Below are 25865 nucleotides of genomic sequence, written 5' to 3'. Positions count from 1 at the left end.
GACGTTGAGCTGATCCTCAACAGTTGACCCTCAACAGTTGACCCTCAACAGTTCAACCCAGCGGGCTTTTTTTGCATTTCCCAATCGTTAATTGCGAATGAGATAGTCAAACGCGCCGAGCGACGCTTTGGCGCCTTCGCCCATGGCAATAATGATTTGCTTGTAGGGCACGGTGGTAACATCGCCAGCCGCAAATACGCCGGGTACCGACGTCATTCCGTGTGCATCGACGATGATCTCCCCGCGTGGCGTCATTTCAATCGGTGAGCCTTTCAGCCATTCGGTGTTGGGCACCAGCCCAATTTGTACAAAGATGCCATCTAACGCAATGGATTTGCTTTCATCGTTGGTGCGATCTTTATAGACCAAGCCGTTTACACGGCTGCCGTCGCCAGTGACTTCGGTGCTCTGTGCATTAAGAATAATATCGACGTTGGTCAGGCTCTTAAGTTTTTTCTGCAGCACTGCATCGGCGCGCATCTCGCCCATAAACTCAATCAGCGTCACGTGGCCCACAATGCCCGCTAAGTCGATAGCTGCTTCAACCCCAGAGTTGCCGCCGCCAATAACGGCAACGCGCTTGCCTTTGAACAACGGGCCATCGCAGTGAGGGCAGTAGGCAACGCCTTTATTGCGGTACTGCTGCTCGCCGGGAACGTTCATTTCGCGCCAGCGGGCACCGGTCGCGAGCACCAGCGTTTTACTCTTAAGCGTCGCGCCTGAGTCAAACGACACTTCATGCAGGCCGCCTTGAGCCTCAGCTGCTTTAAAGGTAGTCGCGAACTGCAGATTCATTACATCGACTTCATAATCTTTCACGTGCTCTTCGAGCGCGCTGACAAGCTTTGGACCTTCGGTGTGCGAAACTGAGATAAAGTTTTCAATCCCCATGGTATCGGCCACCTGGCCACCGAAGCGCCCCGCGGCGATGCCGGTGTTAATACCTTTACGAGCCGAATAAATCGCTGCCGCCGCACCCGCGGGGCCACCGCCAATCACGAGCGTGTCAAAGGCCGCTTTTTCGCTGAGCTGTTTGGCATCACGCTCAGCAGCGCCGGTGTCGACCTTGGCTAAAATCTGCTCAAGCGTCATGCGGCCCTGGTCAAACGGCTTGCCGTTCAAGTATACGCTCGGCACCGACATGATTTCACGAGACTCAACTTCATCCTGAAACAGCGCGCCGTCAATCGCGACATGGCGCACGTTAGGATTAAAGATGGCCATGAGATTAAGCGCCTGAACAACGTCGGGGCAGTTCTGGCAGGAAAGTGAGTAGTAGGTCTCAAACAGCATTACGCCGTCGAGCGCTCTGATTTGATCCAGCAATTTATCAGAGGTTTTAGGCGGATGGCCGCCTACTTGCAGCAGCGCGAGAACCAGCGATGTAAATTCGTGGCCCATCGGGATGCCTGCAAACACCACGCCGGTGTCTTCGCCGGGGCGGTTAATCGCAAACGACGGCGTGCGGGGATCTTGGCCGTCGCTGTGCAGGGTAATCTTATCGCTTAAGCTGCTGATATCTTGCAGCAGACCCAGTAGTTCTTGTGACTTGGCACCGTCATCGAGGGACGCAACGATCTCGAACGGCTGAGTCACTTTCTCCAGATACGTTTTCAACTGGGATTTTAAATTGGCGTCCAGCATGACAGTAGCTTCCTCGCAGTACTCTGAGTAGAAACAGAACACCCGGGCAGGACCCGGGTGCTGAGGTATCACTAGCCGCCAAAGCTAAGCTTGGCGGCCGGTTAGATCGATAGGCAGTTTAGATTTTGCCTACCAGATCCAAAGAAGGCGCTAGCGTTTCTTCGCCTTCTTTCCATTTAGCCGGGCAAACTTCGTTCGGGTTAGCGCGAACGTACTGAGCGGCTTTCACTTTACGCAGCAGCTCTTCGGCATTACGGCCGATGTTGCCAGCGTTGATTTCGACAATTTGGATTTTGCCGTCAGGATCGACAACAAAGGTACCGCGCTCGGCAAGACCAGCGTCTTCGATCAGCACTTCAAAGTTGCGTGAAATACGCAGCGTCGGATCAGCAATCATCGGATACTGCAGCTTGCCGATAGTGTCAGAGCTGTCGTGCCATGCTTTGTGCGTGAAATGGGTGTCAGTAGAAACACTGTAGATTTCAACGCCCAGTTTTTTGAACTCGGCATAGTGATCGGCTAGGTCGCCAAGCTCGGTTGGGCATACAAAGGTGAAGTCAGCGGGGTAGAAGAAAAAGATAGACCACTGGCCTTGCATGTCGGCTTCAGTAACATCGACAAATTCACCGTTAACATAAGCTGTTGCTTTAAATGGCTTAACTTCAGTGTTGATTAACGACATTCAGGTAATCTCCGCAATTGATGAGTTAATGGTTAAGAAGTGATGATAATACTAAGGGCTTACGACTAATGAATAAAATTAAGAATAGCCATTCAGTTGATAGCATTTAGCTATTGAAGGGCTGGCCGACGTCGCCGCACTGCTTTTAAGTGGGGGCCGATGGTGCGGAATACAAGAATTTTTCACATTGGCTTGCGATAGGGGCTCACGCACCGCAAAATTCGCACGGCCAACATTATGACGTACGCTGTTTGAGTGGCAGACAGTTTGCCACGGGGAATACGTGGCACAATAATCGCTTAGAACCGTGTTGAAAAGATCGCATAGCTTGATGGATATAGATAATAGGAGCAGTAATATGGGGAACATTCACAAACTTTCCGCGGCCGTTGCGGCCATCACGTTCGCCGCAGCGGCTAGCACTACCTACGCCAATGAGGTGCGGGTGTTTAACTGGTCTGATTACATTGCTCCGGAAACGCTTGAAAAATTTACCGAGCGCACCGGCATTGACGTGACCTATGATGTTTACGATAGCAACGAAACGCTTGATGCCGCCTTGCTTGCCGGCCGCTCTGGCTATGATGTGGTCGTGCCTTCTAGCCAATATTTTACACGCCAGTTGAGTGCGGGCGTTTATCAGCCCCTTGACCATGAGCTGTTGAGCAACCTTGGCAACCTTGATCCAGATTTGATGGCTAATCTGGAACGTATCGACGGAACGAATGAGTATGCAGTTCCTTATATGTGGGGAACCAACGGTATCGGCTATAACGTCGAACGTATCGAAGAAATTCTTGGCGAAGACGCCCCAGTCGACAGCTGGGCGCTTCTGTTTGATCCAGAAATTACCGGTGCGCTGAGCGCTGCGGGCTGCGGTATCTCGCTAATGGATTCTGGTATCGAAATGCTGCCAGCAGCGCTGTCCTATCTGGGGCTCGACCCACAAAGTAATGATAGCGACGACCTGGAAGCCGCAGGCGAGGTAATAACCCGCATTCGCGACGACATTACCTACTTTCATTCCTCACGTTACATTGCCGATCTAGCGAACGGCGATATTTGCGTTGCGGCCGGCTATTCGGGCGATATCTTTCAGGCCGCCGAGCGCGCACAAGAGGCGGGGCGTGATTTCACTATCGCTTACAGCATCCCCAAGGAAGGCTCTGAGCTATGGTTTGATATGATGGCGGTACCTGCTGACGCCCCCAATACTGAGAACGCGCACGCATTTATCAACTTTATTCTTGACCCTGAGATAGCGGCTGAAATTACTGAATACGTTCGCTACGCCAATCCCAACTTAGCGGCGAATGAATACCTCTCTGACGAGATCATTAATGATCCGGCTATCTACCCGGAGGCCGAGGTGTTGAAGAATTCATTTGTACCCTTGGAAAAGCCGCAAAACGTTCAGCGCGTCCTGACGCGCACCTGGAATCGCGTTAAATCAGGTCATTAATAATTGCATCGTCTGGCGGCGAGACAAGCATCGTGCTTGTCTCGCTGTTTGTCTTTAAACGCTCGGGTTTTCGGGCTTTTTGATGGGAGTGGCGAATGGTCACTACGCCCCTGTCGAACGAGGCTTTATCCACCGCACCTATCAACACGACTGCACCACGCGCCCAGGGCAAGACCCCGCGGTTTGCTGAAGATGTCGTGCTGGAAGTCAAACGCTTAAGCAAGCGGTTTGATGATGCGCTGGCGGTGGATGATGTCAACTTGCAGGTTAAGCGCGGCGAAATTTTCGCGCTACTAGGTGGTTCCGGATCGGGTAAATCAACGCTGCTGCGAATGCTCGCGGGTTTTGAAACACCCACCGAAGGCCGCATTTTATTAGACGGTGTCAATATCACCGCAATGCCGCCGCATAAGCGGCCTATCAACATGATGTTTCAGTCTTATGCACTGTTTCCGCATATGACTGTGGCGCAAAACATTGCTTTTGGTTTGAAGCAGGACAAGCTCTCGAAAGCAGATGTTGATGCCCGCGTAGCGCAAATGCTCAAGCTTGTGCATATGGAACGCTTTGCCAAGCGCAAGCCGCACCATCTGTCGGGTGGCCAGCGTCAGCGGGTGGCACTGGCGCGCTCGCTGGCGAAACGGCCCAAGATCTTGCTGCTAGATGAACCCATGGGCGCGCTGGATAAAAAGCTGCGTACTGAGATGCAGCTAGAGGTCGTCGAGATTATCGAGCAGGTAGGCGTTACCTGCATTATGGTTACCCACGACCAAGAAGAGGCCATGACCATGGCGGATCGCGTAGCGATTATGGCCGATGGTTGGATAGAGCAGGTGGGCTCGCCGGTGGATATTTATGAAAGCCCCGTTAGTCGCATGGTGGCTGAGTTCGTCGGCACGGTGAACGTCTTTGAAGGCGAGATTATCGAAGATGCCGCCGATCACTGTCGGATTGCCGCCCCGGCGCTTGAGCGGCCTATTTATATTGACCATGGCATTACCACCCAGGCGATGGACAGGCGAGTGTGGGTCGCACTGCGTCCTGAAAAGATTTGGTTAACCCGTGAAAAGCCGACGACGGAATATAACTGGGCAGAAGGGAGAGTTGACGATATTGCCTATCTAGGTGGGTTCTCGCTGTATTACGTGCGTACACCCTCTGGCCAAATGATTAAGGTCAGTATGGCCAATACCGAGCGTCGCGGTGACCGACCTACTTGGGAAGATCGCGTGTATGTCTACTGGGAAGACCACAGCATCATTGTGTTGAACCGTTAGATGAGTGCATTTTTTTATGCGAGGAGATTGCCTTAAATGAAGCCATCTCGTTCTTCAGCGCTGCTCAAACGTTTGCAGCTGGGGCGTCGGGCGGTGATCGCGCTGCCGCTAGTTTGGTTGGCACTGTTTTTCTTGCTGCCTTTTGCGCTCGTGCTCAAAATCAGCCTGTCCGATGCGGCGGTGGCCATTCCACCTTATGGCCCGTTACTGGAATACGCTGATCAAACCCTGCATGTATTTCTGAATGTGGGCAATTATATTTTTCTGCTCTCCGATTCGCTGTATATCGCCGCTTATTGGGGCTCAGTAAAAACAGCGTTTATCTCCACCGCGGCCTGTTTGCTGATTGGTTATCCGATGGCCTATGCCATGGCGCGGGCGCCAGCGCGCTGGCAACTGCTTTTACTGCTGCTCGTGATGCTACCGTCATGGACCTCATTTTTGATTCGCGTCTATGCCTGGATGGGTATTTTAAGCAACAGCGGTCTAATCAATAATTTGCTGATGGGGCTAGGACTCATAGAGTCGCCCCTGCGCATGATGAATACTCAGTTCGCGGTTACTATCGGCATCGTTTATGCCTACCTGCCGTTTATGGTGTTGCCACTGTATGCCCATCTCACGCGCTTGGATAACTCGCTGCTTGAAGCCGCGGCCGACCTTGGTTCGCGTAAGCTGAATACCTTTTTTAAAGTGACCCTACCGCTTTCGATGGGCGGCATTGTGGCAGGCTCAATGTTGGTGTTTATACCGGCAGTAGGGGAGTTTGTCATTCCTGAGCTGCTTGGCGGCCCCGATACGTTAATGATTGGTAAAGTGCTGTGGGAGGAGTTTTTCCTTAACCGGGATTGGCCTGTCGCCTCGGCGCTAGCCATCGTCATGTTATTGCTGTTGCTGGTGCCCATCGTCTGGTTCCATCGCTATCAGTCCCGGGAACTTGGATAGTGGATGTTTGAATAATGAGTGATGAATAATGAGCGATAAAGAATGAGGTTTGTGCGGCGGATTAACTTTTCGACGGTCATGCTGGTGCTTGGGCTGCTGTTTCTGTATCTGCCGATGGTGGTGCTGGTCGTCTATTCGTTTAATGAGTCAAAGCTGGTCACGGTATGGTCTGGTTTTTCAACCAAATGGTATGGCGAGCTGTTCCGGGATCAGCAGATTTTATCGGCCGTGTGGACAAGCCTGAAAATCGCTTTCTTCGCGGCGAGCATGGCGGTTTGCCTGGGCACCGTAGCGGCCTTTGTGATGACGCGCTATGGGCACTTTAGAGGTAAAACGGCGCTTTCCAGTATGGTTACCGCGCCGCTGGTCATGCCTGAGGTTATTACCGGGCTGTCGTTGCTGTTGCTGTTCGTGCAAATGGCGCAGATTACTGGGTGGCCTGCCGACCGAGGTATGGCGACTATCTGGATTGCCCATACGACCTTTTGCAGTGCCTATGTCGCGGTAGTGGTGGCCGCTCGGCTACGCGAAGTAGATCGTTCAATTGAAGAAGCCGCTATGGATTTAGGCTCGCCGCCGTTGAAAACGTTCTTTTTAATCACGCTGCCGATTATTGCGCCAGCGCTGGCCGCTGGCTGGCTGCTGGCCTTTACACTGTCGCTCGATGATTTGGTGATTGCCAGCTTTGTCTCAGGCCCTGGAGCAAATACGCTACCGATGGTGGTATTTTCATCCGTGCGCCTGGGCGTGTCGCCGAAAATTAATGCGCTGGCTACGCTGATTATTTTGGTGGTGTCGCTAGCGACGCTATTGGCGTGGTTCTTTATGCGGCGCAGTGAAACTAAACGCAAATTGGCCCTTAAGCAGGACGACACGGCTTAGTTATCGTCACATAACGTCGTCATCGCGGCCCGCCACAACGCTTTCAAGTTCGCCATTCATCGGCGAGACGATAATCTGCAGTTGGATAGGTGAGCAGCACTGATGGCAGTCTTCCCACGTGTCGTGGCTGCCCTGAGAGACATCAATCACAAAGGTTAGGGGTGAATCGCAGTAAGGGCAGTGGAAATCATAATTAACCAGGGCGTCGTCTTGCATCGTTAACTACCTTTTAAGCAGGTGTATCATAATGCTTAAGTGTAGCAGTGTGATGGCTAGGTGAGGCATCGTTGAATGGAATCAGGTAGGATATTCGCAGTTTCCTAAAGCAACGCAGTGAGAGTAGCGATGATGTTACGTAACATGGCAGTAGCGGCCCTGGTGGCCTTTCCGATGATCGCGTTGGCTGAGACTCCTAACGTGAAGCCTGGTGAGTGGGAATTTGTGAGCACCACCAGCATCAGTGGCGAAATGGAAATTCCGGATCAAACGGAAACCGAGCGCCAGTGCATCACTCAAGAAGAGCTTGATGGGTCAGAGTTTGGCTTTATCGAAGAAGAAGAAGGCTGTGAGTTGCTTGACCAAGATATGAACGCCGATGGCCTAACCTATAGCATGGTATGCCGTGCTGAAGGCGGTGAAGCGACGATTGATGGCGAAATGCGTTTTATGGGCGAGCTGATTGAAGGCAACGTCGATATCCTTACCCAGTCTCCAATGGGTGAGCTGAGCATGAATACGGTCATTGCAGGTGAGCATGTCGGTGAGTGTGAATAATCACCAGGCTTGAAACATGCTGTATTAAGGGCGTTCCGTGATGGAACGCCCTTTTTTGTCAGCGGCTGTTAGCGCTCCGGCGTCTCGCTTTGCACCTGACGGGTTGAATCTAGGGTGTTGGAAGCACCGGCTATTTCGTCTTCTAGCTGGCGCTTCACAGCTCCTGGCGAGCCTGTATAGCGTGCCAGCAGGTCGTAAGCCACGGGAACGACAAAGAGTGTAAACAGCGTTGCCGAACCCACGCCCGCCATAATCACGGTGCCGATAACCAGGCGCGATTCTGCGCCAGGCCCGGTTGAAATTATCAGCGGGATGGCGCCGGCCATTGTGGTCACCGCGGTCATCAAAATAGGCCTCAGGCGTGTCACTGAGGCTTCAATTAACGCCGTTCTGAAAGCATGGCCTTCATCGCGCAGCTGGTTGGCAAACTCGACAATCAAAATACCGTTCTTAGCCGCCAAACCAATCAGTAGTACTAGCCCCACCTGGCTGTAGATATTCAGCGACTGGCCGCTGAGCAGTAGGGCAAGTAAAGCGCCACTCATGGCTAATGGCACTGTGAGCATGATGACAAAGGGGTGAATAAGGCTTTCAAACTGCGCCGCTAGCACTAAAAAGACCACCAGCGCCCCGAATATCAGTAGGAAGGCGGTGGCGCCACTGGCCTGTTGGAAGTCACGCGAGGCGCCTGCCACATTGGTTTGCGCTTCGGCCGGCAGCAGCTCAGCAGCACTTTCTTGCAAGTAAGCTAACGCTTCACCCAGGGGATAACCGTCGGCTAGGTTGGCTTCAATGGTGATTGATCTAATGCGGTCAAAGCGGTTCAACGTGCTGGCGCCCGCAAAGTCAGAAAGCGTGACTAGGCTGGCCAGTGGGATGAGTTCACCTGAGCGTGCCGAGCGCACCTGAATGTTATCCAGCGCGCGCGGGCTGTTCTGGCTACTGCGATCGCCCTCTAAAATCACATCGTACTCTTCACCATCGTCAACATAGCGGGTGACATTGCGCCCACCCAGCAATACTTCTAACGTTCGGCCTATTTCAGTGACGGTGACGCCTAGCGCAGCGGCCCGCTGGTAGTTAATATCCACGCGTAGCTGCGGCTGGGTTTCGTTGTAGTTGCTCTCTAGCGCCATCAGGTTCGGATTGTTTTCACGCACGTGGTCGATCAGCGTATCGCGCCAGCGCGCAAGCTGTTCGTAGGTCCCGCCTCCCAGCACGAACTGCACCGGTTTTTGAGTGCGCTGGCCAAAGCCTTGGCGCATGACCGGGAAGGCCTGCACGCCTGGCAGCCTGCTAAGAGTCTGGCGCACCTCGGCCATAATTTCCCACGCACTGCGTCGGCTTCCCCAGTCGGCCATATTGACAATAATAAAGCCGCTATTGAAGTTCTCAATATTGCCGTAGCCGCGTGGGGCTCGAACCACCACGCGCTCCAGTTCGCCACTGGCGACCATGGGCGCCAGCCGGGCCTCAATTTCGTCCATGTAATCCATCATGTAGCTGAAGGTAGCGCCTTCTGGCCCGTTGACTAACACGATGAAGTTGCCGCGATCTTCCTGTGGCGTGTATTCATTCGGCAAAGCCGTAGCGAGCCAAGCGGTGGCGGCAATAAGCAGGATAAACATAGCCACGACCAGCCAGCGCATTTTGAGCATCCACTCCAAGGATGTTTGATAGCGGCGCTGCGTGCCGTTAAGCAGCCACTGTACAGACTTACCGATACGGCTATCATGCATACCGGGCTTAAGAATTTTGGAGGCCATCATCGGCGTTAGCGTCAGCGCTAATAACGTAGAGATAACGACCGCCGCAGCCATGGTGAGCGCGAATTCGGAAAACAGCCGCCCAATATCGCCTTGCAGCATGCTTAGGGGTACGAAAACGGCGACGAGCACGAGGGTGGTGGCGATCACCGCAAAGGCAATTTGCCGAGTGCCGCGAAAGGCCGCAACGAGGGGCGTTTCACCATAGTCGTGCATACGACGATTAATGTTCTCAAGCACCACGATGGCATCATCCACAATCAGGCCAATCGCCAGCACCAGGGCAAGCAGGGTGAGTAGATTGATCGAGAAGTTCATCGCGGCAAGGGCGGTAAACGCACCAATAACCGCTATAGGTACGGTAACAGCGGGCACCAAGGTCGTGCGTAGATTGCCTAAAAACAGAAAGATCACGACCACAACCAGGCCCATGGCAATAAATAGCGTCATGACTACCTGATCAATCGCGCCAGAGACAAACAGCGACGCGTCGTAATCTAAACTCAGCGACATGCCTTCTGGCAGGGTACCTTGCAGGCGTTCAAGCTCTATTTTTACCGCATCAGATAGCTCTATGACGTTGGCTGTTGATTGCATGATCATGCCAAGGCCTACCATGGGTACTCCGTTGGAGCGGAATACCGTGCGGTCTTCAACGGCGCCCACTTCGACGCGTGCAACGTCAGCAAGACGCACAAGATAGCCATTGTCACCCTGATTGAGCGCCAGACGCTGAAAGTCTTCGGCACTGGCAAAGCTGCGCGGAAGGCGAACAATAAACTGACGATCCTGTGATTCAATCGAGCCTGCCGGCAGTTCGACATTTTCTGCACGTAGTGAATCTTCAATATCGCTGACCGTTAATCCACGCGCGGCTAGCGCATTGCGATTAACCCAGACGCGCATGGCGTAGTCGCTGCCGCCACCGACGCGTACGCGTGCCACGCCTGGCTGAACAGAAAGGCTGTCGACCAAGAAGCGGTTAGCGTAGTCGGTCAGTTCGGTAATCGAGTAGTCTTCCCCAGAAAGGCTCAGCCACACAACGATTTCTTCGCTGCTGTCGGCTTTAGTGACTTCAGGACTGTCTGCGTCATCGGGCAGGTTGCGCAGCGCCCCGGAAATGCGATCGCGGATATCATTGGCAGCGGCATCGATATCCATATCTAAAGAGAATTCTATTTCAATCCGAGAGCGGCCATCCTCGCTTTGCGAGGTAATGAGATCAATGCCTTCCACCCCGGCAATGCGGTCTTCAAGTACCTGGGTAATGCGAGTTTCAACGACGCTTGCGGACGCGCCAGGATAGCGGGTGTCAATCGTGACTACCGGCGGGTCAATGGTCGGGTATTCTTGTAGCGGCAGGCGATTAAGCGCCATTAAACCAAAGGCAATAATGAGCGCTGCGATGACCATCGCTAGCACCGGCCGCTGAACGGAAATATCCGATAATCGCATTAGCGGTCAGCCTCTAGCAGCGCTCGAAGGCTGGTTTCATCATCAACGATACCAAGCAGACGTGCCTCTTGGCCGTCCCGGGCAAGCTGCAGCCCATGAACCACCACGAGTTCGTCGGCGGCCAGGCCTTCGAGAATTTCAACTTCGCCGTAACGCCTTTCTCCAATCGAAACAACCCGCTTGGTTAGGCGCGTGCTGCCTTCGCTTTGCTCGATGACCATGATGGAGTGGCGGTCACCGCTGGGCTCAATGGCGGCTTCTGGAATCACCACCGCGTCGCGGACCCGCTGCTGAACAATGACTTGCATTAACATTCCCGGCCGTAGCCGGCCATCGGCATTGTCGAGTATTGCGCGCACATTAACGCTGCGCGTAACGGGGTCCACGCGTGTGCCAATGGTGGCGATTTGACCGTTAAAAATATCGTCAGGGTACGTGGCGGTGGCGGTATGTAGCATTAGGCCTGGAGAGATTCGGCCTAGAAACACTTCCGGTACGCTGAAGTCGAGCTTCATTACATCGAGTTTATCGAGCGTTACCAGCTCCATTCCTGGTGTTACCAGCGCGCCGATGCTGATATTGCGAAACCCAACGCGACCGCTGAAGGGGGCGCGCAGCTGATAATTTGCCAGCCGGGCTTCTATGGCTTGAATATCGGCTTCTGCTTGGCGCAGCCGCGATTGGCTGTCTTCAACGTCGGCTCTGGCTGCCAAGTTACGTTCTTGTAATTGAGAGGCGCGTGTCGAGGTATTGCGTCTTTCATCGCGTAGTGCCTGAGAGGATCTTAGCTGAGCCTGCTCTTCGGTATCATCCAAGCGGATGAGTAGCTGCCCTTCTTCAACCTGCTCGCCGTCTTCGAAATTGATCTGGGCAACGATCTCGGTCACCGTGGTGGATAGCACGACGCTTTCCTCCGCACTGAGCGTGCCTAATGCTTCTAAAGGATCCGACCATGTGGTCATAACCGCGCGCGTGCCGATGACCGAGGGGGGTAGTTGAGCAAACGTTGCACTGGATAACAGTAGGGTGAGAGTAACTAGAATGAGTCGCGAAAATAGTCGTCGGCGAAAGGGAAAGTGCATATTTATCTCATTGTTAGTCAATAATTTTAAGCCCGGACCCTGTTAGAATGTTTGTTTGTACAGAGTAAGTGGCCCTTTTATGAGCAGTTTTTTATGATTTATGACGTTGTCGTTATCGGCGCTGGAGCCGCTGGGTTGATGTGTGCTGCTCAAGCGGGCTATGCCGGCAAACGAACCTTAGTGCTTGATCATGCGAATAAAGCGGGCAAAAAGATTTTGATGTCCGGCGGCGGCCGTTGCAACTTTACCAATCTTGGCACTACGCCACAGCACTTTTACTCCCTAAATCCGTACTTTTGCATCTCGGCACTTCAACGGTACCGTCCTGAGCACTTTGTTGAGCTGATAGAACGGCACGGTGTTGAGTACGTCGAGAAAACACCAGGCCAGTTATTTTGCGCTGTCTCGGCCAAAGAAATCGTTCGCACACTGATAACCGAGTGCGAATGGGCAGGGGTTGATATTCAGCTGAGTACACAGATCAGCGCCGTAGAGCAACAAGGCGACGCTATGCGGCTTAACACGTCGGCGGGCGCGATTGATGCTGGCGTGGTCGTGGTGGCCACCGGCGGGCTTTCGATTCCTACTATGGGTGCGACAGGGTTTGGCTACGACCTGGCCCGTCAGTTTGGTTTAGACGTTTTAACGACGCGGCCTGGGCTAGTGCCTTTTACGCTAAGCGATACATGGAAAGACCGCGCGGCCCAGCTGTCAGGCGTCAGTGTGCCGGTGGCGGTAAGTGCCGGCGAACGCCGATTTGTAGAACCCATGTTATTTACCCACCGCGGTTTATCAGGCCCCGGCATGCTGCAGGTATCCAGCGTTTGGGAGCCAGGGCAGGGTATCAGCATTGATTTACTCCCGGGTGAAAACGCGGCTGATGCCTTGCGCGATGCTCGCCTGCATACGCCCAAACGCCAGCTTTCCACATGGCTAGGCGAACGCTTCCCTAAACGCCTGGCCCAATCATTATTAGAGTGGTATCCCGAGGATGATGCCGCACAGCCGTTGGCTCACTACTCTAATCAGGCCTTGGATGCGTGGGCGCATAGGCTGAATGCTTGGCAACTAAAGCCAGCGGGCACCGAAGGGTGGCGGACTGCAGAGGTGACGATGGGAGGTGTTAATACCGATCAGCTGTCGTCAAAGACCTTTGAAGTTAAGGGCTTGCCGCAACTGCGTTTTATCGGTGAGGTTTTGGATGTGACGGGCGAACTGGGGGGATACAACTTCCAGTGGGCGTGGGCCAGTGGCGTAGCCTGTGGGCAATCCTGTTAGGGTCTGGCCAATGGATTGCTGTGCTTAAATCATTGGTTATAACGAAAATCGGCGAAAAATTCTCGTTTACAGCAAGTAAACGAAGTCTTTTCGCCGAATCACGCCAATCAGCGGCTTGCTAACGATGCCTTTTAGCCTATTCAACATTGGATAAAGCCTGCGGCTACGCTAGAGCATCATTGGCTAATTAAGTGGCCACTTTGGCTAACAGTTTAAGCTTTTTAAAAAGCATATAGCCCGCAAGCGCTTTTCTGCCTGCCGCCATAGCGCCTCCGGGATGGCGCACCAATTTCAGCGTAGCAACCCCGCCTATAATATAAAGAGGTAGCTTGAAACTTTTCCAGCTCCTGTCGAGCGGTGAGGTGGCCTGCTGCAAAAACGTGCTTTCTATTAAGATATCCACACGCTGCTGCTCCAGCTTAGCAAGTAGCTCTGCTTTGCGCTGAGAGCGACTCTGAGGCTGAGCTGGCGGTTTAGCTGTTTTTGCGGATGGTTTCATTACCGGGCTCCTCAAGTAACGTCCTATCAGCCGCAAGCTGTTTAAGCGTTTCTTTCAAGAGCGAATGACGCTTAGACTGGCGAATAGCAATGACCGCTAGTAGCAAGCTGGCGCCTATCAGAACGGCGGCGCTGATACCAATAGCCGTTAAGCGGTAGGTATCCCAAAACAGCACAACAACCAGTGCCGTCAAGGTGGCAATGCCTAGTAGCAGCAGCACCAAACTCGCCCCTGCCAAAAGAAGCAAAACGGCTAGGCGAGAACGCTCTTCTTCTAATTCTAGTACCGCCAAACGCAGGCGGGTTTCGCTATTAGCAATTAGCGAGTTCAGCAAGCGTTTGGCGGCAGAGAAGACGCGTTGGGTAGGACCCAAGGCCATTAGCGACGACCGAGCAGCATACCCACAACTAGGCCTGCTGCTGCGCCAATACCAATACTTGTCCAGGGGTTGTCATGGACGTAACGATCGCAGGCATCGGCTTGGTGATTCAGTGAATCACGCGTTTCATCATAGATACGCTCACCGCGAGCTTCCAAACGGGCGCGGGTATCTTTCAGGCGGCGTTCGGCACGCGAGCGAAGGTCGTTCATCTCACCGCTAGCGTCCTTTGCCGTCGCATTCATAAGTTCTTCAACAGTTTCACTCAAATGACGCAAGTCGTCTTTAAGTTGATCTGACTGAGAAGAGAAGGGGAGTTGACGTTTAGCCATGGTGTCTTTCCTTTGACGAGTGAATGATTAAGGCTGCTATAAGCATAGCAGCCACATCGTAAGAGACAAGTAAATGCTGCTATCGGTTCAGGCCTGTCGCACTAAATAATGGGTTTAAGCTAAAACCAATACTCAGCCGGTGAACGCGATTGTCATAATCTATCAGGCTTTCACCATAGCCGTAATAGTACTGAACATGCGCCCGCAGGCTATTAAACGCCGGCCAGCTGTAATCAATTTGGGTGCCATAGTTGCCCGTGCTCGGATTGCCGCGCAGCTGGCCGCTCATTTCATGATTATTGTTGAGACGTTTCGCTAGGCGGAGGTCGCCGTAACCCATAAAACGTTCGATATCTGGGTTATCGTCATCGTCTTTTGACTCCGGCACCCGCCAGTGCGGCGCCACGGTGAAGGCCCAGTCACCGCTCTGGAAGGTGCTTTCCAAATAGACCCGGTTCCAGCTACGTGAAAGTGGGTCTGAGCGGCCATTAGACTGATGATTAAACGATATACGGTTGAGGGTATTCACCCAGCCTAACGCGCTCCAGGTATTATCAAAATCGACGAATATTTCAGGCTCGTAATTGGTTTCCCGAAATGGTGATGAGGCCTCGGTGTTGTAGGCCTGCCACCAGCTGCGCTGAGTGTAGCCAAAAAAGACATCACCATAGTCACCAAATACCTGCTCGGCGAGATTAAACTTGGCGCTGAATTGGAATTTCAATTCCACGCTATTCACCGTGCCATCTTCAGAGATGTTGCGAAAGTTTTCGTCGTCCTGATTGGCGTTATAGCTGAACGGGAACAGGTAGTTTGTATGGTGCGTTGTGATTGAGAACGGGTTTCGGCTGGACTCCTCCTCAAGCTGGCGGCGCTCACTTAAATCTTCCAGCGCTACTTCCTGTGGCAGCGGTTCAGCCGGTAAGCCGCGTGCTGCGTCTTCGGGGCTTTTTACTTGCTGAAGCTGCTGGCGAAGCTGATACAGTTCGGCGTTGAGGGCATTAATGCGCGCCTCAATTTCAGCCTCTGATTCAGCAAAGGCATTTGCACTCGCGGCGCTCACAACAGTGGCGAGGCTAAACAGAGTAATAAATTTTCGCAACGACCGTTTTCGGATGACCATCAAGGTGGCTCGCAAAATGAGTAAAAGAGGCAAATGCCAAGGTTGTTTCTATCACGCTACATCGTGAAGTCAATACCTCTGATTGCGCTGGGTATCAGAACGTCTGACAATGGGTTCATTATCCGTGTGTGCGGAGCTTTCGATGTCAACGAGGCATAAGTAACGTGGTTAGAGACGCCGGTAAATGGTTAATAGCGTGTTTGCTACTGCTGATAATAAGCAGCACCGCCATCACTCAAACGTACGCTTCGCTCCAGGCCGATATGCTTGAAGGCGTGCCCGAACAAGCTGAACTGGCATCAAGGCTCGCTCTATTAGAATCGAATGAAGGAGCGTTAACGAATCAGCAGGCTAGCGATAAAAAAGCCTTAGAGGCGGCGCTAGATGCATACGAGCGGCTGGCGGCCGTTGATGAGCGGTTGAATGCCTTAGACTCTCGCGTTGAGCAGGCCCCTGAGCTACTGGCGAGCTTACAGCGTGATTTAAGCGATGCTCAAGAAGCCTCCCAGCAGCTTTCAGTGGCTAATTTAAGCGACCGGCCGCTTGACGAGCTAGAAACAATGCAAACGCAGGCAGTGGTCGAGCTTCAGCAGCTACAAAGCCAGCTAGCCGAAGTGAATTCACAGCTACTCACTGCCCAGACGCTCCCTGAGCGTGCCCAGCAAAATATTGCTGAAACACTTCAGCGCGCGGAGAGTTTACGCCGACAGCATGATGAGCGCGAGGCTTTGTTAGCAGATCGACAACTTTCTGCATTAAATGATGCGGCGCTGATTCAACTGCGCCTCGAGCGAATGCTGGCCGATCGTGAAGTGAGCTTTAATCAGCGTGAGCTGAGCGCAAATAGCCGGCTACGTGAGCTGGCTCAACAGCGTCGAGACGTGCTCATGCTGCAGATTGATTACCAAGAGCGGCAGCTGGGCATGCTGCAAGGCGTGATTGATCAGCAGCGGCGCCTAGCCTCTGAACAGGCCATCGCTGATGCCGCGCGCGACGACCCGTTAATTGCCGCCGGGCATCCGGTGGTGCTGCAAGTACAGAAAACCAATCAAACCTTAAGCCAAGAGCTGTTGCGCGCAACGGATCGTGCTAACAGCATTGTGCGTGAAAATATAGAAGCCCAGCGTCAGTTAGAGCATGTTCGACAGCTGCAGCGCAGCCTTAATGAACAGATTGATGCGATACGCGGTAGTCAGCTACTGTCGCGCATTCTGCGTGAACAGCGCCAGTCGCTGCCGCCTCTATCAGTGCGGCGCGACTTACAGGATGAAATAGCGGACCTGCGTTTAAAGCAGTTTGATTTGGTGCGCCAGCGAGACCAGCTTCGTCAGAGCGCGCAGTTTGCCCAGACGCGCTTAGAAGAGGAGGGCATTGAGGCGACGCCTGGGCTGGTAGACTCACTTTCTCGCCTGTATCAGTCGCGACGTGAGCTGGTTGAGCAGTTAGAGCAGTCCTATGGAAGCCTGTTAAGCGCGGCTATTGAGCTTCAGTTGAATCAGCAGCAGCTGATTATTACCGCAAGTGAGCTGCGCGAAACGATTGATGAGCAGCTTTTCTGGGTCGCCAATAGTCGCCCACTGGACTTTAACTGGCTGCGGCAATTGCCTCACAATTTATTTGTAGAGTGGAGTGAAGGTGAGTGGCGCGCTATTTTGCCTACCCGCTGGCAGGGCTTTTCTTGGGAAGTGTTAAAGGGAGCGCCGATTTTCTTACTTGGCCTCGTGCTAATGGGGTTACGGCGTAAGATCAAAACGCGCCTGGCCGACATACATTCGCAAATTGGCCGACTGAAAAGCGACACTCAGCTGCATACTCCTAAAGCAGTACTGTTCAATGCACTGCTGGCACTTCCAGGTCCGCTCGCGTTAGCCGGCATTGGCATCGGGCTGCTTGAAGCGGCTGGGCCGCTAGCCACTAGCGTTGCGCCTGGGTTGCTTCAACTGGCCTTGAGCTGGGGCGTGGTGGCATGGATACGCAGGCTGCTGGTCGCGGATGGCGTCGCAGAGCGCCACTTTACCTGGTCGCCGCAATATACCGCGCGGTTGCGTCAACTTCTGGGAGGCTTAGGCGTTGCCCTGGTGCCGGTCATTGCGATTGCGACAATGTCTGAACAAATGGAAACGCCGTTAGCGCTTCGCCCCGTCGCTTTTGCGCTACTGTCGTTTGGCTTATTGGCCATGAGTTGGTGGCTGGCGCAGTTAATACTGGCGCATATCCCGGTGTTTGGCGTGCGGCTATTTCGCTTATTGCTAGGGCTTGCGATGGCAGCGGTGCCGCTGATGTTGCTTGGCCTTGTGGTGTGGGGATACGAATATACCGCGCTGCGCTTAGTGGGTCGGTTTGCCATTACGCTTTATCTGCTGGGGTTGTGGGTGGTCGTGGAGGCGACGCTGGTAAGAAGCTTAGCCGTTGCCGCGCGACGGCTTGCTTATCGCCGTGCGCTGGCTCGCCGCCGTGCTCAGGTGCAGGAAGGCGCTGAGGGCGGGCTTGAGGTAGTAGAAGAGCCGCCGCTCGATATGGAGCAAATTAACAGCCAGTCATTACGACTTTCCAAGTTGATTGTGCTGATTGGCTTCAGCGCGCTGCTCTATTTAGTGTGGGCAGACTTATTGTCAGTGCTTGGTTATTTAGACCACGTATCGCTTTGGGAGTCTCAAGAGGGCGATTTAGTCGACAGCGTGCTGTCCATTTCCGACGTCTTTGCCGCACTGCTAGTCGTTGCTATTACCTTTATTATGGCGCAAAACCTGCCCGGCCTGCTGGAAGTGATGGTTTTATCCAGGCTGTCGTTGAAGCAGGGAAGCGCCTATGCGATTAGCTCGCTGCTCTCTTATACCATTGTGGGCACGGGGATTGTGATGGGGCTTGCCACGCTGGGCGTTTCTTGGGACAAGCTACAGTGGCTCGTGGCAGCATTGAGTGTGGGGTTAGGCTTTGGCCTGCAAGAGATCTTCGCCAACTTTATTTCTGGGCTTATCATTTTGTTTGAGCGTCCAATACGAATAGGCGACACCATCACGCTAGGTAATTTACATGGCACCGTCAGCCGTATTCGTATCCGAGCGACCACGGTGACTGATTTCGATCGCAAAGAGATCATTATTCCCAATAAGACGTTTGTAACCGACCAGCTGATTAACTGGTCGCTGTCGGATAACGTGACGCGCGTGGTGCTCACCTATGGCGTTGCGCACGGCTCAGATATGCCTAAGGTACACAAGCTGCTGCGCCAGGCGGCCGATGAAAACGCCCGGGTGCTAACCGACCCGGAGCCTCAGGTGTTCTGTTTAAGCTACGGGCAGCACAGCCTCAATTTTGAGTTGCGAATTTTTGTTAATGACCTAGTTGATCGTCTGTTTGCCGCCGATGAAGTTAACTGCCGGGTAGATGAGCTGTTTCGTGAAGAGAATGTTCGCGTGGCGTTTGAGCAGATGGATGTGTGGCTACACCGTGATCAGGGCGATGCGGTTAAGGTACAGTCCGCCGCGCGGCTGTCCTCCAGCGTGCTCCGCCCTGATCCACGCTAAACTTCTTCCGTTGCAGGTGCTTTCGCTGCATGTAAAAGAAACTCGCGATTTCCATCGCTGCCGGTGATAGGGCTCTCCTGCCAGTGGCGAATGGCGAGCCCGCAGGCGTGACAAGCGCTTCGAATGCTAGTCTCTACGTCGGCAAAATGCTTTGCGTCGCGCACCACGCCGCGTTTGTCCAAAGCGCTCGGCGTTAACTCAAACTGCGGTTTAACCAGTGAGATTAACTGACCACCTGGTGGCAGTAGCGCGGCAATCTCGGGCAAAATTAACGTTTGGGATATAAACGAAACGTCCATGATGGCGACGTGTATAGGCTGGGTCGCAAGAACGTCAGCAAGAGTCGTTGAGCTGCTCATGTAGCGAGCATTGAGGCCTTCCAGGCAGGTAACGCGTGGGTCCATGCGCAGCTGCTCTACGAGCTGTCCATGGCCGACCTCTACGCCGATCACATGGCGAGCGCCGAACCGCAGTGCACAGTCAGTAAAGCCCCCCGTGGACTGGCCAATGTCCATAACAACGCAGCCGTCAAAGCGCAGGGCAAGCGCTGTAAGCACGCCTTCTAGCTTCAGGCCCGCGCGCGATACGTAGCGCTCTTCTGGGTCGTCTTCCACGATAAAGCGAGTATCGTCGGGCCATTTTTCAGACGCTTTGGTCAGCACTTTGCCACTGTCAGCTAGGCTGACTCTGCCATGGCGAATCAGCCGTTGGGCACGCGTACGTGAGTTGGCCAGCCCTAGGCTGACCAACAGTTGATCAAGTCGTATCATGAGTATATGAGTGTGTCGTTAAACGGCTCGGTTATCCCATGCCTAGGGTGCATTGGGGTCTAAAGGTGCATTGGGCCCAGCATCTGCCTGAAGTTCGGTAGGCGGTAAGCGCGCAGCGCCCCAGCTACGGTGCAGGTAGTGTTTGACGCTTTCAAGTTCCTCGCTCGTTACTGAGGCTATTTCACCGTGCTCCAGAGGATCATAGTGATAAATGTACAGCCGTGAGACGAAGCGCTCAAAAGGTAACGAGGCTTCGCCAAAGCGCTCACCGTTGCCAGAGGTGCTGACGAGAACGCCTTCACCCCAGTCTTGCCCGCTGTCGTTGTTGGGATTATAGAAATAAATCCGCATGACGTCGGAAGGGTCAAGCGATGCGCGCAATATAGTAATGGCATGCCAGCCGATGAAGCGCGCCGCGCTATCGGTAATGGCAATGCCCGCTGGCTGTGGGTGAATCAGCGGCTGATTGCCATTGTAATAAGGATGGTAGCAGGCGTAGAAATGGCGCACGAAATTATCTACATCGGTTAGCTGGCCCGTCGCTACATCGACATTAATACGAAAACCACGCCCCGACCACCAGCCGTGAAACTCAGGGTTGACCCAGCGGTGAGGGTCGCCTTCTCGGCCAATGCAACGACGGCCCATTTCTGCATAGATACGATCCAGGTGCGGCACTACAATCAGCGACACCGGATCGAGATCCATCGGTAGCTCGGTGGCAACGCCAGACAGGCTTTCCATTGATGAGATGGCCTGACCCTCAAAATGCATAATGATTTCGTCATCGCGTGCGGCCCACGCGACCATCTGTAGCAAATAGTCCGGGTCGTTATATGCCCACATCGACAGTGCTCGGGCAGATTGGCAGGTGGGATTATTGCCCTGGCCAACGCCCAGCGGCAATCCCAGCATGCACAGCACACCTTCAATGAGGCGCGCTCGAGGAGAAGCGCTGTCGCCGTAAGCAACGTTAAGCCGAGACTGCGCCCACTCAGATAGCGGCAAGTTCAGCTGGCGCCACATTGCAGGCGCAACCGGCGGCTGGTAAAGAATGCCTCGCTCTAACATCAACGCAAGCCCGTAGACCGCCTGCGCCGTAGCAGGATAAACGCCACCACGGATCAGCGCTTGAACCAGCTCGCGGTAGCACAGTAAGCAGTCGCGGCCGGTGGATGAAAGGCCCAACGCTTCAGAAAGCAAGTGATCGCCTTCTTCCAGCAAGTGCCTAAGCAGTACGGCATGGTAAGGCGATACGAGCCCGGTATCGTGCATCGCTCGGGCAAAACCGGTGGATTCAGCCTGTAAAGCGGCTTGATCCATGTGTTCAAGTCGTTCGCGATAAACGTCGACGCCGGGATCTTCGCGACAGGTTTGAGTGGTGCCATAGAGAGAGCTGACCAGCCGATCGGCGCCTTGGCCGCTAATGCCTAGATCAATCGCAGGATTAGCCTGGCAAAGCGAAATCTGAGTGATCATCTGTTTGATCGCATCAACTTGGATCGGGCGCTGCTTCAAAATGCGCCAAATCTCTTCAATCAGTTGATCAACGATGTGTTCGTAGCCGATTCTGTCGGCTAAATGCTGGAAAAGCTGGCGAGGAATAGTGGCCATTCGGCCTTGGGTTTCGCGTTCCGCTTCACTCGGTGCCAAAAAAAGCAGCCACAGATTGATGGCCATCACTTGAGTTAGATAATGATGGGCATGCTGTTTGGAAATGAGAGGATGTTCGACATCGCCCTTGGCTACGGCGAGAAGCCTAAGTTCGCTTAATGCCTCAATGACGAGCACATTGGCATCAGCGCTTTTCAGCGCGAAGGTTGTCAGCGTCGGTACTAAATATTGGGGCGTTTCCCAATCCGAGCCCAAGAATATGCCCGCGTCCTCATACGCTTTCGCGCGAGATTCGAGCGCTTCACAACCGCCATCCTGTAACAGCACGCGCCGCGCGGTGTCGAGTACACGCGGCAGTTTGGCGGGCTTTGAGAACCCGGGCGCCTGCGTAAGCAGGAGCACGGCATCATCAAATTTGCTCAATAGTGAACTGAGCTTACTATCTTCTTGAGAAGACGCGAGTTGATCTGTCTTCACGGTGACTCCTTATCCCAGCATTAGCGGGGATTATACATAGAAGTCGAGATCTTCTTGGCGTTTTAGCAGATCGCGAATCGTATGCGCATCCTCGCCTTTAAAGTAGATCAGACCCCAGTGGGTACCAAACGCTGTGCGCTTAGTCACGGTTTCTTCTACCGGTGAGGTTAGCTCATGAGACTCAAAGTACGGATGATCTTCCGTTTCTTCCGGAATTTCCAGGCGGCTGACCACTCGGCGGCGTGGGTAAACCCCAAAGCAGCCGGCAAAGCCGTTCGCATCGACCACTTCTTTTGGAAAGAAATTGGCCACTTCTTCTTTGCTGGTTTTCGGATCAAATACCAGCATAGACGCCTGATAGGCATTAAAGCCATAAACTCGCTCAAGCAGTTCAAATACTTTGAAGCCCGGCGGACGGTAAGCAACCTCGCCAAAGTACATTTCGCCGTCGCTAGTAACGAAGTATTCCGGGTGGATCAAGCCAAACTCAATATCAAAGGCTTTAATAAGCTTTTCGATTTGCTGAGTGATCTGGTCGCGGTATTTTTCAAGCTCTGGGGATGCAGGCACAAACACTGAATAGCCCAGCGTCACGTATTCAGAGATGTTCAGGAAGGCAATTTTGCCATCGTGAATCCACGCTTCGACGGCAAACTCCCAGCCGTCCAGATGCGATTCCATCAATACCGGGAACTCTTCTTCGGGGATGGTATCTACTTCATCTGGCGTACGAATAACGCGGTGGCCAAGGCAGCCCGCTTTATCAAAAGCCTTAAGGTGGATCGGGTCGTTGGGGTCACCGTCCAGCTTCAGCAGCGTTTGGTTAACTCGCTTAAGAAAGCGCACAACGTCTTCTTTGTCGTGGGCTTCTTCAAAGATACCGACGCGAATGCCGCCTAGCTGGGCACGGCGCTTCATCAGTGCCTTGTCACGCAGCAGCAGCGACTGGCCGTATATGCGTGGGTTATCAAGTAGCACAGAGTTGATAGCGCCGGCCCACTCAACGGTTTCTTCGTAGAGCGGAATGGCGACGTCAACGCCTTTTTCTTTGAGGGTCTGGGCGATCTCAATGGAGCGATCGTTGAGGCGTTCAAAGTTCCAGGGCACGTAAGGGATGTTGTGTTGTTGGCAATACTCTTCAGCCCAGTCAGGTGCAACGACAATGTAGCGGCGGTCAAAGTTTTCGGCCGCTTCAATCGCATTGAGGCTCCAGCCTAATAGGGCGATATAGCCCTTGTTTGGATCCTTTTGCATGTAGATGACTCCTACTTGGTGAGCGTGCAGAATTACCAAATTAACGACATCACCATACACGATGGTAGCTAGGCTCGGCTAATGAGGGCATTGTCCGCAGCACAAACGCAGCTGGTGATTTAAACCATTAACGCTGGGATAGCTAAAGGCGTAGAGGGGTGAATATGCTAAGCTAGGCGGTTCAACTTCATGTACAAGTGGCAAGAGGAATAGGCCAAGATGGCGGCCAAGCCGATCTACCGTGTAGTGGTTCACCAGCAGGGTGAAATATGGGATTTATACGTCAGAGAAATCTTTCAAAGCGAACTCTGGGGCTTTATTGAAGTCGAGGAGTTTGTCTTTGACGATGCTAGCCGTGTAGTGGTTGACCCTACGACTGAGAAGCTACAGCGAACTTTCGAAGGCGTTAAGCGAAGCTATCTTCCGTTGAACGCTATTGTTCGCATTGATGAAGTCGAACGCGAAGGCCCTTTGAAGGCAGTCAAAACCGATGCACGGGTAGCAGAGTTCCCCCGTCCCTTTCCGTTGCCTCCGCGCGGAGAAGGGTAAGCGTATAAGATAAGCGCACCGCTAAGTTAAGCGATAAGCGCTGTTGGCTTCGTCCGCCTTGCAGCGTTTTTAACTAGGACATGATGTCATGCACGTAAATAAAATTCGTATTCATTATTACGCCGCTGCGGCCGGTGTTTTGCTCAGTGTGGCGAGTATTAACGCTACTGCCCAGTCTGACAGTCAGGCGTGGGTAACCGATGAGCTTAGCACCTATGTGCGTAGCGGCCCGACCGATGGCTACCGCATTATTGGTACGCTTAATGCCGGTGAGCAGGTTGATGTGCTGGAAACCAGCGGCAATTACTCGCGCGTTCGCAACGGTGATGGCAATGCTGTTTGGGTTTTGAGCGATGAGCTTCAGCAAACGCCCAGTGCCGTTGAGCAGTTGCCTGCTTTAGAAACCCAGGTAGAAGAATTAACCGCGGAACTTGATGGCATTAACGACGCCTGGGAGCAGCGGGTTTCTTCGATGACTGAAACGCTAGACGTGCGTGAGCGTCGGATTGCTGAGCTTGAAGCCAGTAACCAAGAGCTCGATAGCCAATCAGAAACGTCGCGCCAGCAGGTAAGAGGGCTTCAGGCCCGCCTAGAGACTCAGGAAGAAGATCTTCTGATGCGCTACTTTATGTATGGCGGTGGTGTGGCGGGCGCTGGCTTATTGGTTGGCCTGATTGTTCCCCACCTGCCGCGTCGTCGTAAAAAGCGTGACCGTTGGTTCTAATCGCCACGGATAAACGTTTGAGTGAATACAGGCAGCAAGGCGGCTAGATAATGAGCGATCAATGGCGCAAGCGTTGGCAAGAAGGGCGAATTGGTTTTCATCTGCAGCAGTCGCATCCGGCGTTGCTGCGTCATTGGGCCTCGCTGGAAGTGGCTGTCGACACTAAAGTGCTGGTGCCGCTGTGTGGTAAGAGTGTCGATATGCGTTGGTTGGCCGATATAGGCCATCCAGTGCTGGGTATTGAGTTTGCGCCCGAGGCTATCGAACAGTTTTTGCTTCAGCGCAGTACTGCGGTATCACGCTATAGCCAGGCTGGTTTTACCGTTTCCCGGCAAGGCAACGTCGAACTATGGTGTGGCGACTTCTTTCATCTGCACATTCAACAGGCTGCTGAGATTGGGGCGTTTTATGATCGTGCTTCGCTCATTGCACTGCCGCCAGCGACGCGTCAGCGCTATGCGTTTCATCTTGCTCAATTGGTGCCGCCAGGTGCCAAAGGCCTGCTGATCAGTTTGTCACATAGCGAAGAAGGGGCTGGGCCGCCCTACAGCGTGCCGGCCAGCGAGATTGAAAGTCTTTTTACGCCTAACTTTACGCTAACGTTTTTGGAGCAGGGTAGCCCTGATGAGCGTGGTCGAGCAGAAAGTATATGGGCGCTAGAACGACGCGGGCCACGCTTGTAACGGCGTGGCCCGTATCATTAACGCTAGAGGTAATATAAACAGACTAGCGAGCCAGCAATCGACCTAGTTCAGGGTCGCTAAACGCACGATTCATCCCATCACTGAGTAGATCGCTCAGCATGCGCGCATTGCTGTCGGCGTCAGGCTTAAGCGCGTACCCCTGGGTGCGGCGTGATGTATAGGTACCGGTGTAGGTGGTGCCCTTGTTTTTCGCGATAGCGCGGAACACGCCTTCCAGACGCGCTTCATCGACTAACGGCTGGCCGCTCTCGCCTCGGGCGTAGTTCAGGTTGGCCAGTTCTAGCGTTAGGCTAGGGCGTCCATTGGCCTGCTCGGTGGTCGGGCTAAAGCCCATGTCACGCACGGCGCGCTCGGCCTCTTCCTGCAAACGTGGAATCAGCTCGTGGCTGCTAACCGTAATCTGCGCCGTCGACATATTGCCGCCGGCACGATTGCCGATAATGTCGCTGTCGCGTCCATCCTGAGCAATCACCGTGACCTGTTGGCCTGAGCCGGTTTGCGGCACATCGGCGTTGCGCTCAGGGCTGAGCTGCAAGTATTGCGGGCTAGCACAGCCGGCTAGCCATGCGCTGGCCAGTAGTACGCCTGACATGCGTATAAATTGACGCCGAAGCATGGTCTTCCTCCACGGTGGCTAAAATGCCAGTATAACGCGCCCTGAGCGTT

General features: G+C 53.6%; 23 protein-coding genes. 10 read left to right on the top strand and 13 right to left on the bottom strand.

What is annotated here, in order from left to right; translation table 11 throughout:
* Positions 1-87 precede the first annotated feature (87 nt).
* On the bottom strand, positions 88-1644 hold the full coding sequence (gene ahpF, locus KUO20_RS10480) for an alkyl hydroperoxide reductase subunit F (protein ID WP_235039815.1): 1557 nt from the start codon (positions 1642-1644) through the stop codon (positions 88-90).
* Positions 1645-1762: 118 nt separating this feature from the next.
* Positions 1763-2326: an alkyl hydroperoxide reductase subunit C gene (ahpC, locus tag KUO20_RS10475; protein WP_235039814.1), complete on the bottom strand. Its 564-nt coding sequence runs from the start codon at positions 2324-2326 to the stop codon at positions 1763-1765.
* A 358-nt stretch (positions 2327-2684) separates the two neighbouring features.
* Here ahpC and KUO20_RS10470 point away from each other — a divergent pair, with 358 nt between their 5' ends.
* The 4 genes from KUO20_RS10470 to KUO20_RS10455 all read left to right on the top strand — a co-directional run bounded on the left by KUO20_RS10470 (position 2685) and on the right by KUO20_RS10455 (position 6892).
* Positions 2685-3788, top strand: coding sequence for a polyamine ABC transporter substrate-binding protein (locus KUO20_RS10470; protein ID WP_235039813.1), 1104 nt, complete (start codon positions 2685-2687; stop codon positions 3786-3788).
* A gap of 95 nt (positions 3789-3883) precedes the next feature.
* Positions 3884-5065, top strand: a complete 1182-nt coding sequence (locus KUO20_RS10465) for an ABC transporter ATP-binding protein (RefSeq protein ID WP_235039812.1) — start codon at positions 3884-3886, stop codon at positions 5063-5065.
* 36 nt (positions 5066-5101) lie between these two features.
* Positions 5102-6010 (top strand): ABC transporter permease subunit, encoded by a 909-nt coding sequence (locus KUO20_RS10460; RefSeq protein WP_235039811.1) that lies wholly within the window; start codon positions 5102-5104, stop codon positions 6008-6010.
* A 42-nt stretch (positions 6011-6052) separates the two neighbouring features.
* Positions 6053-6892 carry an ABC transporter permease subunit gene (locus KUO20_RS10455; protein WP_235039810.1) on the top strand — a complete coding sequence of 280 codons (840 nt, stop codon included), beginning with the start codon at positions 6053-6055 and terminating at the stop codon, positions 6890-6892.
* A 6-nt stretch (positions 6893-6898) separates the two neighbouring features.
* On the opposite strand, the gene KUO20_RS10450 is transcribed toward KUO20_RS10455, so the two are convergent.
* Positions 6899-7108, bottom strand: coding sequence for a zinc ribbon domain-containing protein (locus tag KUO20_RS10450; RefSeq protein ID WP_235039809.1), 210 nt, complete (start codon positions 7106-7108; stop codon positions 6899-6901).
* A gap of 129 nt (positions 7109-7237) precedes the next feature.
* On the opposite strand from KUO20_RS10450, the gene KUO20_RS10445 reads away from it, so the two are divergent.
* Positions 7238-7666, top strand: coding sequence for a DUF3617 domain-containing protein (locus KUO20_RS10445; RefSeq protein ID WP_235039808.1), 429 nt, complete (start codon positions 7238-7240; stop codon positions 7664-7666).
* A 68-nt stretch (positions 7667-7734) separates the two neighbouring features.
* Here the strand turns inward: KUO20_RS10445 and KUO20_RS10440 are convergent, their stop codons facing one another.
* Together KUO20_RS10440 and KUO20_RS10435 are read right to left on the bottom strand one after the other, a co-directional pair.
* The gene (locus KUO20_RS10440; RefSeq protein ID WP_235039807.1) at positions 7735-10887 is read right to left on the bottom strand and encodes an efflux RND transporter permease subunit; all 3153 of its coding nucleotides are present in this window, start codon (positions 10885-10887) and stop codon (positions 7735-7737) included.
* Complete coding sequence (locus tag KUO20_RS10435) at positions 10887-11969, bottom strand: efflux RND transporter periplasmic adaptor subunit (protein ID WP_235039806.1); 1083 nt, start codon at positions 11967-11969, stop codon at positions 10887-10889. Before KUO20_RS10435 ends, KUO20_RS10440 begins: the two co-directional genes overlap by 1 nt.
* A gap of 93 nt (positions 11970-12062) precedes the next feature.
* Here KUO20_RS10435 and KUO20_RS10430 point away from each other — a divergent pair, with 93 nt between their 5' ends.
* The gene (locus KUO20_RS10430) at positions 12063-13247 is read left to right on the top strand and encodes a BaiN/RdsA family NAD(P)/FAD-dependent oxidoreductase (RefSeq protein ID WP_235039805.1); all 1185 of its coding nucleotides are present in this window, start codon (positions 12063-12065) and stop codon (positions 13245-13247) included.
* 187 nt (positions 13248-13434) lie between these two features.
* Here the strand turns inward: KUO20_RS10430 and KUO20_RS10425 are convergent, their stop codons facing one another.
* The 4 genes from KUO20_RS10425 to KUO20_RS10410 form a co-directional block, all read right to left on the bottom strand.
* The gene (locus KUO20_RS10425) at positions 13435-13746 is read right to left on the bottom strand and encodes a YqjK family protein (RefSeq protein WP_235039804.1); all 312 of its coding nucleotides are present in this window, start codon (positions 13744-13746) and stop codon (positions 13435-13437) included.
* On the bottom strand, positions 13721-14125 hold the full coding sequence (locus tag KUO20_RS10420) for a phage holin family protein (RefSeq protein WP_235039803.1): 405 nt from the start codon (positions 14123-14125) through the stop codon (positions 13721-13723). Before KUO20_RS10420 ends, KUO20_RS10425 begins: the two co-directional genes overlap by 26 nt.
* Entirely contained in the window at positions 14125-14457 is a 333-nt protein-coding gene (locus KUO20_RS10415; protein ID WP_235039802.1) for an ElaB/YgaM/YqjD family protein, read from the bottom strand. The genes KUO20_RS10420 and KUO20_RS10415 overlap by 1 nt, the downstream gene beginning before the upstream one ends.
* A 79-nt stretch (positions 14458-14536) precedes the next feature.
* On the bottom strand, positions 14537-15580 hold the full coding sequence (locus KUO20_RS10410) for a phospholipase A (RefSeq protein WP_235039801.1): 1044 nt from the start codon (positions 15578-15580) through the stop codon (positions 14537-14539).
* Positions 15581-15744: 164 nt separating this feature from the next.
* Here KUO20_RS10410 and mscK point away from each other — a divergent pair, with 164 nt between their 5' ends.
* Complete coding sequence (gene mscK, locus KUO20_RS10405) at positions 15745-19107, top strand: mechanosensitive channel MscK (protein ID WP_275415634.1); 3363 nt, start codon at positions 15745-15747, stop codon at positions 19105-19107.
* Here the strand turns inward: mscK and KUO20_RS10400 are convergent.
* The 3 genes from KUO20_RS10400 to KUO20_RS10390 are packed head-to-tail and all read right to left on the bottom strand — an operon-like array spanning position 19104 to position 23222.
* Positions 19104-19877 carry a TlyA family RNA methyltransferase gene (locus tag KUO20_RS10400; RefSeq protein WP_235039800.1) on the bottom strand — a complete coding sequence of 258 codons (774 nt, stop codon included), beginning with the start codon at positions 19875-19877 and terminating at the stop codon, positions 19104-19106. The genes mscK and KUO20_RS10400 overlap by 4 nt on opposite strands.
* 42 nt (positions 19878-19919) lie before the next feature.
* Positions 19920-21968, bottom strand: coding sequence for a hypothetical protein (locus KUO20_RS10395; RefSeq protein ID WP_235039799.1), 2049 nt, complete (start codon positions 21966-21968; stop codon positions 19920-19922).
* A gap of 30 nt (positions 21969-21998) precedes the next feature.
* Entirely contained in the window at positions 21999-23222 is a 1224-nt protein-coding gene (locus KUO20_RS10390) for an ATP-grasp domain-containing protein (protein ID WP_235039798.1), read from the bottom strand.
* A gap of 219 nt (positions 23223-23441) precedes the next feature.
* Here KUO20_RS10390 and KUO20_RS10385 point away from each other — a divergent pair, with 219 nt between their 5' ends.
* The 3 genes from KUO20_RS10385 (at position 23442) to KUO20_RS10375 (ending at position 25178) form a co-directional block, all read left to right on the top strand.
* Positions 23442-23771 carry a DUF1820 family protein gene (locus KUO20_RS10385; RefSeq protein WP_096279094.1) on the top strand — a complete coding sequence of 110 codons (330 nt, stop codon included), beginning with the start codon at positions 23442-23444 and terminating at the stop codon, positions 23769-23771.
* 88 nt (positions 23772-23859) lie between these two features.
* The gene (locus KUO20_RS10380) at positions 23860-24495 is read left to right on the top strand and encodes a TIGR04211 family SH3 domain-containing protein (protein ID WP_235039797.1); all 636 of its coding nucleotides are present in this window, start codon (positions 23860-23862) and stop codon (positions 24493-24495) included.
* Between the two features lie 50 nt (positions 24496-24545).
* A complete protein-coding gene (locus tag KUO20_RS10375; RefSeq protein ID WP_235039796.1) occupies positions 24546-25178 on the top strand; it encodes a class I SAM-dependent methyltransferase in 633 nt (210 codons plus the stop codon).
* A 43-nt stretch (positions 25179-25221) separates the two neighbouring features.
* Here the strand turns inward: KUO20_RS10375 and KUO20_RS10370 are convergent, their stop codons facing one another.
* Entirely contained in the window at positions 25222-25815 is a 594-nt protein-coding gene (locus KUO20_RS10370) for a YajG family lipoprotein (protein ID WP_235039795.1), read from the bottom strand.
* Between the last annotated feature and the right edge of the window lie 50 nt (positions 25816-25865).

Origin of the sequence: Vreelandella profundi (assembly GCF_019722725.1) — a bacterium.
In the GTDB taxonomy this organism is placed as follows: Bacteria; Pseudomonadota; Gammaproteobacteria; order Pseudomonadales; family Halomonadaceae; genus Vreelandella; species Vreelandella profundi.
Note: the sequence above shows the minus strand (reverse complement) of the source record. Positions and strands in the feature narration are given on the sequence as shown.